This window comes from Neobacillus pocheonensis, assembly GCF_050477905.1.
Taxonomy (GTDB): Bacteria; Bacillota; Bacilli; order Bacillales; family Cytobacillaceae; genus Neobacillus; species Neobacillus pocheonensis_A.
On record NZ_JBCNAD010000014.1, the window covers coordinates 1 to 12088 of the forward strand.

General features: G+C 40.8%; 13 protein-coding genes, 1 riboswitch and 1 other annotated feature. Of the genes, 3 read left to right on the forward strand and 10 right to left on the reverse strand.

Features of this window, described 5'->3' with window-relative positions; genetic code table 11:
* Positions 1–20 precede the first annotated feature (20 nt).
* From ABES02_RS07545 to argS, 6 genes are all read right to left on the reverse strand, one after another.
* Positions 21–335 carry a hypothetical protein gene (locus ABES02_RS07545; protein WP_430132715.1) on the reverse strand — a complete coding sequence of 105 codons (315 nt, stop codon included), beginning with the start codon at positions 333–335 and terminating at the stop codon, positions 21–23.
* Positions 336–388: 53 nt separating this feature from the next.
* A riboswitch (guanidine-I (ykkC/yxkD leader) is annotated at positions 389–494 on the reverse strand.
* Between the two features lie 56 nt (positions 495–550).
* Positions 551–2374 (reverse strand): APC family permease, encoded by a 1824-nt coding sequence (locus ABES02_RS07550; RefSeq protein ID WP_430132717.1) that lies wholly within the window; start codon positions 2372–2374, stop codon positions 551–553.
* Between the two features lie 177 nt (positions 2375–2551).
* Positions 2552–3046 carry a methylated-DNA--[protein]-cysteine S-methyltransferase gene (locus tag ABES02_RS07555; protein ID WP_430132719.1) on the reverse strand — a complete coding sequence of 165 codons (495 nt, stop codon included), beginning with the start codon at positions 3044–3046 and terminating at the stop codon, positions 2552–2554.
* A gap of 11 nt (positions 3047–3057) precedes the next feature.
* Positions 3058–4245, reverse strand: coding sequence for an MFS transporter (locus ABES02_RS07560; RefSeq protein WP_430132721.1), 1188 nt, complete (start codon positions 4243–4245; stop codon positions 3058–3060).
* A 73-nt stretch (positions 4246–4318) separates the two neighbouring features.
* The gene (locus tag ABES02_RS07565) at positions 4319–4786 is read right to left on the reverse strand and encodes a DinB family protein (RefSeq protein ID WP_430132722.1); all 468 of its coding nucleotides are present in this window, start codon (positions 4784–4786) and stop codon (positions 4319–4321) included.
* A 71-nt stretch (positions 4787–4857) separates the two neighbouring features.
* Positions 4858–6552 carry an arginine--tRNA ligase gene (argS, locus tag ABES02_RS07570; protein WP_430132724.1) on the reverse strand — a complete coding sequence of 565 codons (1695 nt, stop codon included), beginning with the start codon at positions 6550–6552 and terminating at the stop codon, positions 4858–4860.
* A 52-nt stretch (positions 6553–6604) separates the two neighbouring features.
* Positions 6605–6818 (reverse strand) — a binding site (T-box leader).
* Positions 6819–6922: 104 nt separating this feature from the next.
* Between argS and ABES02_RS07575 the strand changes: the two genes are divergently transcribed.
* Entirely contained in the window at positions 6923–7174 is a 252-nt protein-coding gene (locus ABES02_RS07575; protein WP_430132726.1) for a small, acid-soluble spore protein, alpha/beta type, read from the forward strand.
* Positions 7175–7309: 135 nt separating this feature from the next.
* On the forward strand, positions 7310–7573 hold the full coding sequence (locus ABES02_RS07580) for a hypothetical protein (protein ID WP_430132728.1): 264 nt from the start codon (positions 7310–7312) through the stop codon (positions 7571–7573).
* A 48-nt stretch (positions 7574–7621) separates the two neighbouring features.
* Here the strand turns inward: ABES02_RS07580 and ABES02_RS07585 are convergent, their stop codons facing one another.
* The 4 genes from ABES02_RS07585 to ABES02_RS07600 form a co-directional block, all read right to left on the reverse strand.
* On the reverse strand, positions 7622–8194 hold the full coding sequence (locus ABES02_RS07585) for a TetR/AcrR family transcriptional regulator (RefSeq protein WP_430132730.1): 573 nt from the start codon (positions 8192–8194) through the stop codon (positions 7622–7624).
* A 109-nt stretch (positions 8195–8303) separates the two neighbouring features.
* Positions 8304–9086 carry an ABC transporter permease gene (locus ABES02_RS07590; RefSeq protein WP_430132732.1) on the reverse strand — a complete coding sequence of 261 codons (783 nt, stop codon included), beginning with the start codon at positions 9084–9086 and terminating at the stop codon, positions 8304–8306.
* 6 nt (positions 9087–9092) lie between these two features.
* Positions 9093–9896: an ABC transporter permease gene (locus ABES02_RS07595; protein WP_430132733.1), complete on the reverse strand. Its 804-nt coding sequence runs from the start codon at positions 9894–9896 to the stop codon at positions 9093–9095.
* A complete protein-coding gene (locus ABES02_RS07600) occupies positions 9893–10870 on the reverse strand; it encodes an ABC transporter ATP-binding protein (RefSeq protein WP_430132735.1) in 978 nt (325 codons plus the stop codon). Before ABES02_RS07600 ends, ABES02_RS07595 begins: the two co-directional genes overlap by 4 nt.
* Before the next feature lie 158 nt (positions 10871–11028).
* Between ABES02_RS07600 and ABES02_RS07605 the strand changes: the two genes are divergently transcribed.
* Positions 11029–11934: a nuclease-related domain-containing protein gene (locus tag ABES02_RS07605; RefSeq protein ID WP_430132737.1), complete on the forward strand. Its 906-nt coding sequence runs from the start codon at positions 11029–11031 to the stop codon at positions 11932–11934.
* The last annotated feature ends 154 nt before the right edge of the window (positions 11935–12088 follow it).

Genomic DNA, 12088 nt, shown 5'->3' on the forward strand with positions numbered 1-12088 from the left:
TTTTGTCCTCATGAACTCTCTTAGTTGGAAAATTTCCTTTGAGCCCAGGTGTCCAGCTTTTTAATATGTTTCTTACCAATCGTAAAACCATAAATAATTAGCAAGACAATAATTAGGGTAAATAAGTCGATTGTCTTAGTGGCTATGAAATTAATGAGTCCCATCGAAACCTGCGGGATTACTCCTGTTATCACCACTAGAACAGTGGCTACCTTAAACCAGAAATCTGATTTTAATCCATAACGTGCATACAACAGAAAAAAGGTCGATGACCACGCCAGTACTTCAAGACTAACTAATATTGCCCACTTATTTTCAACTAAAAAGTTCATCATGTGTTTCCCTCCTCAAAAATAAAAAGCCTAGAAGAAATATCGTTCATCGATAATTCTCCCAGGCTTTTATCCTTCCGTGTCACAGAAAAGCTTTTCTGTGCGTTTTCTCTCGGACCAGACCGACCCTCAATGAGCCACGGAACCCTAGAAAACTTTTTTATATTTATTTATAAAGTTATTTTATCACAAAAAGCAATCTGGGGCCTTTCCATTTTTTACTTCTTAAAATGAAACGGCACTGTTGACACGATGACCTTCTTTTTAAGAATAATATAAGCACGGATTAAAATGCTTGATTGATTGTGCAAGAAGTTATGCCAGCTCTTCTTCGTGATAAATTGTGGGATTAACACAGTTACTCGGTAATTGTTTTCGCTTGCTTTATGCTCGACTGTATCGATAAATTTTGATAACGGCTGAAGAATACTTCGATAGTGCGAATGCAAAGTAACGAGCCGGACATCCGGCTGCCATTTCTCCCATTTTTCCTCAAAGCGTTTTTCATCCTCACGATCAAAGGAAACATACACCGCAAAAATTTGATCGGTTAACGACTTGGCATAATTAATCGAGTTTTCAACTACCTTTGTAATTCCCGCAACAGGAACAATAATAACATTCCCATCGATTTGAATGGCAGGTTTTTCAGGATCAATCCTTAATTGTTCCCCAACTGCTTCATAATGAACTTTTATTCTAAGGAAAGCAATCACGATTAATGGCAGAAAAATAAACACAAACCATACCTGGCCTAATTTTGTTACCAAAAAGATAAGTAACACTGTTAAAGTAATAAGGGCACCAACTAAATTGGCACTAAGCTTTGCCACCCATCCGGCTGGCTTTTCACGAAGCCACTTTATAATCATTCCCGTTTGCGACAGGGTAAACGGAATAAATACCCCAACCGCGTAAAGAGGAATAAGGTGCTCTGTTTTTCCTTTAAAAGCAATGATAAGCAGGATGGAGGCAACTCCTAAAGACACGATTCCGTTCGAATAACCGAGACGGTCACCTCTAATTGTAAACATCCTAGGCATATATTTATCTTTTGCAAGAGCAAATGCCAATAACGGAAACGCAGAATATCCGGTATTCGCAGCCAGCACCAAAATAAGGGCGGTCGTTCCCTGGATAAAAAAGTAAAGATAATTTCGGCCAAAGGTTTCTTTGGCAATTTGTGAAACTACCGTTTCTTCAGCTTTCGGACCAATTCCATAATAATAGGCGAGGAATGTAATCCCTGTAAATAGCAAAGCAAGAAGCGATCCCATTAAGATGAGCGTTTTGGCAGCATTCTTTGGTGCCGGATCTTTAAAATTGGGAATAGCATTTGAGATGGCCTCAACCCCTGTTAATGCCGAACAACCTGATGCAAATGCACGAAGGAGCAAAAATAACGTAATCCCTTGAACAGGAGCCCCAATCGGTGGATGCATATCTGGAGAAACCTGACCTGTGAAAATTTTATAAATCCCCACTCCAATCAATACAAACAGGCCAATAACAAACAAATAAACCGGATAGGCCAGTATCGAGGCTGACTCTGTTAGCCCGCGAAGATTCAAAATCGTAATGAAAATAACTAACACACAAGCAATGGAGACAGTGTGTGTATGTAAGGATGGAAAAGCAGAGGTGATCGCATCTGTACCAGCTGAGACACTAACAGCCACGGTCAATATGTAATCAACTAATAAGGAACCGCCCGCAATTAAACCGGCCTTTTCGCCAATATTCTCCTTCGAGACAACATAGGCCCCTCCGCCATTAGGGTAAGAATAAATGATTTGCCGATAAGATAAAATTAAAGCAGCTAAGAGAACCAATATACCCACAGCAATGGGAATCGAATACCAAAAGGCAATCACACTGATTGTTGCCAGTACAATGAGAATTTGTTCCGTTCCGTATGCTACAGAGGATAGGGCATCCGAAGACAAAATCGCTAAAGCTTTTAAAATATTTAATTTTTGTTCGCCTAAGGCCGTTGATTTTAGCGGCCGGCCAATTAATAATCTCTTAACCGAAGAGAGCAAGTGATTCACCCACCGTATTTGAAGTAGAATTACCGATTGATTTTAACACAAGACATGGAATTTTATAAGTGTTTTCTTTTTAACAAACGTTCTTATTGTTATTCTGTACGAATCCTGCTCATTTATGAGAATGAAAAAAGCATGGAAACCTTCGTATTTCCATGCTCTCCATTTGAACTATTTCTTGGTGTTGACGCCTTCTGCCTCTAGGAGTAGTTCTTGAATCGGTGTATGGCTCCCGGCATAACCAACCAAACTTCCACTTTTTCCAATCACTCGATGGCAAGGAATAATAATGGGCAACTGATTATTCCGATTCGCTTGCCCAACCGCTCTGACTGCTTTAGGGTTACCGATCATTTCGGCTACATCCGCATAGCTTCTGATTTCACCGTATGGAATGGTTTGGAGGGCACTCCATACCCTTTTTCGAAAATCAGTTCCTTCAATCGAAAGAGGCAAATCAAACTCTATCCGCTTGCCATTGAAGTATTCATCTAATTGACGAATGGCTTCTCCGCAAAGTTCACTATCCTCTACTATATTTGGATGCTCTTTTAAAAAATTTTCCCAGTCTTCTTCAAATAACTCGATTCGTTTCACACCTGATTCATCTGCGATGACTCTTATTTTTCCAAAAGGTGCCTCGTAAGCGGCATAGCCAAGTTTCATAACAATCTCTCCTAATCCTGCATATGTGCCATAGCTAAACGATCTTTAAAAATAAAATAAAGATAGAGCAGCATCGAAAGAAACACCGATATCGCGGCCGATTTGTAAATACTGCTGTATCCGAACAAATGCCCGATTTGCCCGAACACAATGGCCCCGACGCCCACTCCAAAATCAAAGAACGAGAAAAAGGTAGCATTAGCCATCCCTCGGCGACTTATCGGCGCCTTTTCAATCGACCAGGCCTGCAAGGCTGGCTGTACGGTTCCAAATCCTAAACCATACAAAATGGCTGCTACATATAGGACAAGGCTGTTCGGAAGCCAAGCGAGCAGGACCATCGCCAGCAAAATGCATACTGTACCCGGAATATAAACAGCTTGATGACCTTTCCGATCATACAGCTGCCCTGCAAAGGTTCTCGTCACCATTAAGGCTGCCGCATAAAGAAGGAAATACAATTGAATGCCTGAAATATGTTTCTCGGCGGTATACAACGGAAGAAAGGAGGCAATCCCACCAAACGTTATCGTCAAAAAGAACAACAACACAGATGGTTTTAACGCACTTTTCTCATAAAGATCTAGCTTTGATGCGGCTTTCGTTTGCTCCACTTTTTTGTAGTGCACTTTTGAGGATAACAGTAAAGCCACCAGCCCTAATCCACCACAAAGAAGAAAAAATGACGTAAAGGAAATGATTCCTGTCAGAGCAAGTCCGAGTGACGGACCAAAAGCCAGGGCCAAATTACCGGACAATCCATAATAGCCCATACCCTCTCCTCTTCTCGCTGCAGGAATTAAGTCTGTTGCAATCGTACCGGATGCTGTGGTGGAAAATCCCCAGCCCACTCCTTGTACAACACGCATCACAAATAACAAGGCAATACTCGGCATGAATCCAAACGACCCGACTGAAATCACAAAGATGGCCAAACCGATTAAGTAGACAAAGCCTCTTCCCTTCGTCTCCAACGTCCGCCCTGCATAGGGACGGAGCAGTAAAGCCGAGAAGGTAAAAATGCCCACAACCATCCCGATTAATTGATCATTCCCGCCTAAATCTTCGACAAATAGAGGTATGGTCGGCAGCGTCATTTGAAATCCAAGAAAGATAAAAAAATTAGCTAATACAATTAGAACAAAATCTCTTGTCCATATTCTTTCCTTCTGTTTTTCATTCATTTGTTGTTCGGTCATAAATTCAAGAATACTTCCTCTCATGAAAATGAAAGTCCGTTTCTGCTAGTGGTAGAAACGGACTTTCATTTTTTTATTTCGCTTGATCGGATTCGATCACTCGCTTCATGGCAGAAATTTGGCCTAGGTGAATTGCTTCATGGAAAATGCCAAAATGCGCGATTTCACCAAAGGTTTCTAATCCAAGAAATGGCGCTTTCAGCTTTTCATTAAAGCTCTCAACCGGAATTTCCTTCATTCGATTCATTTGCTCTTTTAACTGCGCTGATAAATCTTTGACTGAAGGAACTTCCCCTTTCCAATCAGCCGGTTTTGTACCAGTTGCAAATAGTTCCATATAGTACGCTGGTAAGTTCGTTGATTTTTTTGGAAAGCCAAACAGAAATTGTTCCGCAACCGTTAATACATGGCCTACCTGCCAGTGGATCGTATTGTTAAAACCTGTTGGCTGGACATCCACAACAGACTCTGCAAACCCATCAACTGTTTTAACAAAGCGGTTCCGCGCAAACTCAAAGCTTTTAAATAATAATTCACTCATCTATTTAGCCCCCCCCTAACATTTTCATTGCTATTTTATACCATAATCCACCAATAATGAAGCAAAATGAATTACATTTCTTCGGGTGCTTGGACTCCTAATAATCTTAAACCCTCTTTCAATACGACCGTTACCGAGTAAACAAGCGCAAAGCGTGCCTCACGCTCTACACTTTCTTCGAGTACTTTAACCTCTGCATAATATTTATTAAAGGCTTGAGCCAAGTCCACCAAATATTTTGCCACTTGTGATGGATCGAAATTCTCGCTTGCACGTTTGATTGCATTGGAGAATTCCATTAGCAGGCTGATGACCTTCCATTCTTTCTCCCAAGCGGTATTGTAACTTTGATCTGCGCCATCCACTTCCCATTTCCCTTTTCGTAAAATCGAACAGGCACGTGCATATGTGTATTGAACATATGGTCCTGTTTCGCCTTCAAAACGAAGCATTTCTTCTAGCGAAAATTCAATATCGTTCATACGGTTATTTTTTAAATCATGGAAAATGACTGCCCCCACACCTACTTGTTTCGCCACCACATCTTTATTAAGCAGGTTTGGATTCTTTTCTTCAATATTATGTCTCGCCATCGCAATCGATTCAGTTAACACTTCTTCTAATAAAACAACCTTCCCTTTTCGTGTCGACATTTTCTTGCCATCCTTCAGCATCATGCCAAATGGAACATGGACCATTTTTTCAGCCCAATCATACCCCATTTTTGTTAACACAGCGATTAACTGTTTAAAATGTAGGCTTTGCTCATGGCCAACTACATAGAGCGATTTCACAAAGTTGTAATTTTCCTTCCGATAAATGGCAGCGGCTAAATCACGGGTCGCATAAAGTGTTGCCCCGTCAGACTTTTTAATCAGGCATGGAGGCAATTGCTCTTCAAAGAGCTCAACAACCTGCGCCTGATCGGATTCCACGAGTAACTTCTTTTCCTCAAGTAATTGAACGACGCGGTCCATTTTATCATTATAGAATGCTTCACCCGCATAGGAATCAAATTCAATGTTCATCAGCTCATAAATTCTTGAAAATTCTTTTAACGATTCATCACGGAACCATTGCCATAGTGCTAATGCTTCCTCGTCGCCATCTTCAAGCTTTTTAAACCAGCTGCGTCCGTCATCAACTAAAGTTGGATTTGATTCTGCTTCATCATGGAACTTGATATACAGTGCTAATAGCTCCTTGATTGGGTTTTGTTTTACCTTTTCCTCGTCACCCCAAAGTTTATAAGCGGTAATCAACTTACCAAACTGTGTCCCCCAGTCGCCGAGATGGTTAATCTTAATTGGCTTATAGCCGCACTTTTCAACCATTTTGGCTATGGCGTTTCCAATCACTGTTGAGCGTAAATGCCCCATTGAAAATGGTTTGGCGATATTCGGCGAGGACATGTCGATGGTGACATTGCCTCCTCCCCCGATATCCTGCGCTGCGAATTGCTCTTTTTGAGTGATAATTTCGCTGACTATTTTTTCAGATACAAGCTTTTTGTTTAAAAATAAATTCAGATAGGCGCCGACCACTTCCACTTTTTCAAAAATCGGTGCTTGGATCTTGACGCTTAATTCCTGTGCAATCATATTTGGAGCCTTCCGTTTTAATTTAGCCAGGGTAAAGCATGGAAATGCCAAATCGCCGTGGTCCTGATTTTTCGGCTTTTCAATCAGTAGCTCCAAGTCAGAAAGGCCAATTTCCCCCTCTAGTACTTCAAAAAGTATTTCAGCTAACTCCTTCTTAAAATTCATATTTAAAGACCTCCTTTTTTCTATAAAAAACAAAAAACTCTCATCTCTTGTAAAAAGAGACGAGAGTTTGATTATCCCGCGGTACCACTCTAATTGTTCGCAATGAACCAGCTTTCCCTTTGTAACGGAGAATTCTCCGGCATACCCTACTTTTTTCAGGCAGGCATCTCAAAAGTGCGCTTCGTTACCTGTTTCGTATCAGGCTCCCACCGTCCCTGACTCGCTATCCCTTCCCAGATAACTACTCTCTTTTTCATTGATTTTTCCGAATTGATTATCAGTTATTATACTGGATAAATAAGGATTTATCCAGAGGCTGATGATTATTTTTTTCGCTCTGGAAATCCTAATAATAAAGGAGGGATTTTTGATGGCCAGACGTAATAAAATTCTAGTCCCAGAAGCTAGAAGAGGATTGGACGAACTTAAGGCGCGGGTCGCAAATGCCGGGAGCCCTGAGAATGCAAAATTTGAAGCAGCCGAAGAAGTCGGTGTTCCATTGAACAAGGGTTACAATGGACAACTCACATCCGAGCAAGCAGGAAAAGTTGGCGGCAGGCTAGGCGGTAGCATGGTTCGCGAGCTTGTTAAAATGGCGCAGCAAAACTTAGCGAAAAAATAATAGGACTTGGGGCCGGTTTGCTGGCCTCATTTTATTGCAATAGGAAGTTTCAAAAAAGTTTGACGATTTTGTGACAAAAAGTTTGACAAATTTGTGACAATTGGTAGAATATTCAGTAAAGGGGAGTTGATCGCGATGCAAATCAAACATTTAAAAAGCTTATTTACCTTCAAAAAAATAGCAATCTTCGGAAGCGGATTAGGAATCATTCTTATTTTGTTAGGTCAATTTGCAAGCGGTTTCAATTCGTTTTTCTTTACGGCACTTGGATTTGGCATCCTGTTAGGCGCCGTGGTGAATTACCTGTTTGGAACGTTTATCAGCTTAATGGAAGAGTATACAATTAAGAGCAAAGAAGAACCAACATTTGCAGTATCCTCGAAGAACTTTTATCATTAAAATATAGACAAACAGACATGTGCTGGCTCGGAGCACATGTCTGTTTTTTTAATCAGATAACCCTTTTAATAAAAATACCTTTATAATCTTAGCGATTTGAGGCGAACTGAGTGGTTCATGATTTCTTTCCCAATCAGAAACAAGAGCAATATACATTTTTAACAGCAGAAAGCTGGTAATTTCGGTGTTTGTGGGGGGAATGGCGCCTTTGGTCATTGCTGTTTCAATTTTCCCCTTTAAATAAACAATAATCTCATTTTCAACACACTGGAGCTTTTCCGAAACGGCTAAAGTCCCCATTTCCTTTTCTTCTTGAACGAGCTTGATCATCAGCTGGTGCTGTGAGCGAAACTCCAATAACCGATAAAGGGCCCGGTGAACATTTTCCGTAAACGGCAAATCCGGTTGAATGACGTCCTCTGCCTCAGCAATCATCTCCTTCACCAACGAAGAAATAATCTCTTCAAACAGTTCTTCTTTATTTTTAAAAAAAGTATAAATGGTTCCTTTTCCAACATTTGCGAGCTTTGCAACCTGGTCCATTGTAGTGGCTTTATAGCCGAATAACGAGAATGACTTCGTTGCCGCCTCTACAATCATCTTTCTGCGATCGAGTGCCATTTTCTGAACTCCACCTTTATGACTATTTTAGTTCTATGGTCATTATTATGTTTTTACTATAACATAGCGCTTTTGGGGATTCAAATCCTTTTGGAAAGTTCTTGGAAAATTATGACCCCGTTGATCGATAGTGTCTAACACCAATTTGCCAGATTAGCAAACAAGGAATAAAAAACAGACTTCCCATTACCGGTGTCAACATATACAAAAGGTCATTGCCGTTACTTTTCCCAAGAATATATAGTAACGGCAAATAGTTAACGGTCCCAAATGGAATGACATAGGTAAAGAAACGAGTGACCCATTTTTGATAGATGTTTAACGGGTATTGGGCCATCTCCCTGCCGCCATCGTTAAAAATATTCGCCACTTCAAGACCTTGTACCGTCCAAAAACACATCGTAGCCGCAAGCATATAGATTCCTGTGAAAATAAAAACACCGCTTGCCACCATTAGCACGAGGGTCAAACCTTTAATTGGGGTCCAATCAATTGACAGATTGTTCAGGGACCAGATTAACACAATCGCACTTTGAAGCAGCCTACCTGCTCTTGTAAACTCAAATTTTGACCCCAGCACTTGAACAAACGTACTTCTAGGCCGTACTAGTATACGATCAAAATCCCCCCTGATAATCAAGTTCGAAAACATATCGTATCCTCGAGCAAAGCACTCGCTCAAACTGAACGCCATGTGAATAATGGCAAAGCAGAGCGCCACTTCGAAGAACTGCCAGCCTTTTATTTGCCCAAACCGTTCGAATAAAAAGTAAAGACCGGCAAAAACAGCAAATGGAATAAAAAATTGGCCAATTGAAAGCAGCCAAAAGGATGTGCGGTATTGCATTTGTGATTTAAATAGAATTAACAGGTATTTATAATAAAGGCGCAACTTCAGTCAACCTCCCTGGACAACGACTTTTTTTATTACTCTGTTAAGAGACAGTCGTCCTAATAGGATGAGAGCAAGTAAAAATCCCAGCTGAATGACGATCCCAATAACCGCTTCATTCTGCGGGATATGGCCTGAATAGACCCTGAACGGAAAATCGGCTGTCCAGCGAAACGGCAGGACATAGGCAATTTTCTGCAGCCACATTGGCATCAAAGGTACGGGAATGATTAATCCTGCAAAGAACTCCCCTAGGACTGAGAATATCAAAAGCGAGCCAACAGGTGACATCGTAATAAAAACAGATATATATAAGAACATGGACATCGCAACTAACAGTAACAGACCCAGGAGCAGACTGCTTAAGAATAATAGAAAGGTAGTGAAACTTGGTGGAAGTGTCATGTTGTAGGGATGCGGCAAGAAAAAGGAAATGAATAAAATCGGAAAGCACCGCAACAAGGCACTCGATAACCGCTGGGCAAGAAGCTTTGCATACCAAAAACCATAAAGCTCACAAGGTCGGCACAATTCATAGGCAATGGTTCCGCTTGTAATTAAATCAAACAGCTCGTTATCACGAAACCACATCGTAATAAACACCAGAAAGGCCTGCTGCAGCCATATGTAAGTGGTTAGTTCTTTTAAGGAAATAGGTTGAGCATTGGCGGCAAATTTGTAAAAGGCTTCAAATACCATAATCGTAATAAAGCCCCAGAAAAATTGCGTCGCCACTCCCGCTAGTGCTGCAGCTCTGTATTGCATGCCATTGAGGAGACGAAGCTTTAAAACCGATAGATACACTTTCATATTTGGTACTCCTTATAAAGCTGAACGATGATATCCTCAATAGGCTGGGTTTCGATGGTGACGTCTTGGAGTTCGACCTGTGTGGTTAAATGGGTGATAACATCTGATGTCTTATAGTTTGCCGTGTCGACACTTAATACTGCGCGTTCCGGTGACCATGAGAGAATTGATGCTCCGGGTATTTGAATCGGATTTGCCGTTTGTTTAAATTCTGCTGTAATTGTTTTATGTGTACCAAACCTCTTACGTAATTCTTCTAATTGACCGTCATACAGTAAGCTGCCTTTTCCGATTAAGATCACTCTTTCCGCAAGCGCCTCGATATCATTCATATCATGGGTGGTGAGGATGACAGTTACTCCTTTTTCTTGATTGATGGTTTTGATAAATTGCCGGACGGCGATTTTTGAAACAGCATCCAGCCCGATGGTCGGTTCGTCTAAAAAAAGTATTTTCGGATTGTGAAGGAGGGAAGCCGCAATTTCACAGCGCATCCGCTGCCCTAGACTTAATTGGCGGACGGGTGAATCGATGATTGTTTGCAGTTCAAGTGTTTCGATGAGAAGGTCTTTGGTAGTTTTATAATCTTGTTGCGGTACCTTATATATATCTTTTAGCAGTTCAAATGAATCCATCACCGGGACGTCCCACCAGAGCTGGGAGCGCTGGCCGAAGACGACGCCGATATTTTTTACATACTGGGTTCTATTTTTCCAGGGGGTGTATCCCATAATCGTACAGCGGCCGGAGTCAGGCAGCAAAATCCCGCTCATGATTTTGATTGTTGTCGATTTGCCCGCCCCATTCGGACCAATATAACCGACGATTTCACCTGGCTTGATTGTGAATGAGATGTCTTTGAGCGCCTCTACAATCGTGTATTCCCGATGGAAAAGTGCTTTCGCCGCCTGCCTTAGGCCCGTTTTGCGTTTGGCGATCTTATAGGACTTGCTAATGCCTTCTAATTGAATCAATTTTGGAATCGCCTCCTTGATTCTTTGTCATGGAGGAAAATAATAACATCTGGTTCTTTGTTATGTCAATAATTTTCTGAATTGTAATAAAACATTCATGTTTATGGACATTTTGGACTGGTATTTTTTTATAAAATGTTGGTGAAAGGATGTGGCATATGATAAAAAAACCACTAACAAAAACAGCTGAATTGATTATTTTAGGCATTTTAAACACGCGGATGGTTTTATCTAAAGAAGACAAGCAAGTCTATTTAAGGCTTAAAAAAGGCTATGAAGGTGAGGTGAAGTTTAATTCTTTGACCGAAAAGCTTGGTTGCGAATGTTTGATATTAAATGGGCTGCTTCTTGAGTTTAACGGTTCTAAGTTCCAAATTGATTCATTGATTATTACACAACCAAGGATTTACATGAATGAAGTGAAAAACTTTGAAGGTGAATATTATTATGAAAAGGAAAAGTTTTATTCTTTAAATGGCACCGAACGAAAGGATCCTCTAATCCAGTTGAAACGAAGCTCATCTCACCTCCGCCAATTACTCCAAAATTTAGGGCTATATATGCCCATTGAGCCCTGGGTTGTTCATATCAATCCCGAGTTCACCTTATATGAAGCCCCGCGAACCGAGCCCATTATTTTACCAACAAAGGTTAATAGCTACTTGAGAAAATTAAATACGACGCCGTCAAAATTAAACGGAAAGCATGAGAAGCTGGCTGACAAATTAATTTCACTTCATATTGATGAGTCTCCTTATTCTAGGCTGCCGCCTTATCACTTTGACAGTATGCGAAAGGGGGGCACTTGTAAGGTTTGTGATTCTTTTTCAATCTTTGTTCACGGGAAGAATTGTGTGTGTGGTGATTGCGGTCACATAGAGCCGGTTGAGGCTGCGGTAATGCGGAGTGTGGAGGAATTGAAACTGCTTTTTCCGGAGGTGAGGATTACTACTAGTGTGGTTTTAGATTGGTGCAAGGTCTTTGATTCTAGGAAGAGAATTAGTAGGATATTAGGGAAAAACTATAAAATTATCGGTGAACATCGTTGGACTAATTATGAGTAAGATTTTTGAAGATATTATTTTATTTTTTTAGCTTTGTGTGTATTCTTAGTTATTTTGTCCTTTGGTCCTTTTCTATGGGACATTTTCTCTATGTCTCGTCACCTTTTTGTCCCATAGACCTCTTCTATGGGACATTTTCTCTTTGCCTTTCCAC

Bases quoted from the DNA above. Each gene is read 5' to 3' on its own strand.
- ABES02_RS07560 (WP_430132721.1), bottom strand. From the start codon at position 4,245: ATGACCGAACAACAAATGAATGAAAAACAGAAGGAAAGAATATGGACA.
- ABES02_RS07595 (WP_430132733.1), bottom strand. From the start codon at position 9,896: ATGAAAGTGTATCTATCGGTTTTAAAGCTTCGTCTCCTCAATGGCATG.
- ABES02_RS07605 (WP_430132737.1), top strand. From the start codon at position 11,029: ATGATAAAAAAACCACTAACAAAAACAGCTGAATTGATTATTTTAGGC.
- ABES02_RS07555 (WP_430132719.1), bottom strand. From the start codon at position 3,046: ATGAAACTTGGCTATGCCGCTTACGAGGCACCTTTTGGAAAAATAAGA.
- ABES02_RS07585 (WP_430132730.1), bottom strand. From the start codon at position 8,194: ATGGCACTCGATCGCAGAAAGATGATTGTAGAGGCGGCAACGAAGTCA.
- ABES02_RS07575 (WP_430132726.1), top strand. From the start codon at position 6,923: ATGGCCAGACGTAATAAAATTCTAGTCCCAGAAGCTAGAAGAGGATTG.
- ABES02_RS07545 (WP_430132715.1), bottom strand. From the start codon at position 335: ATGATGAACTTTTTAGTTGAAAATAAGTGGGCAATATTAGTTAGTCTT.
- ABES02_RS07565 (WP_430132722.1), bottom strand. From the start codon at position 4,786: ATGAGTGAATTATTATTTAAAAGCTTTGAGTTTGCGCGGAACCGCTTT.
- argS (WP_430132724.1), bottom strand. From the start codon at position 6,552: ATGAATTTTAAGAAGGAGTTAGCTGAAATACTTTTTGAAGTACTAGAG.
- ABES02_RS07580 (WP_430132728.1), top strand. From the start codon at position 7,310: ATGCAAATCAAACATTTAAAAAGCTTATTTACCTTCAAAAAAATAGCA.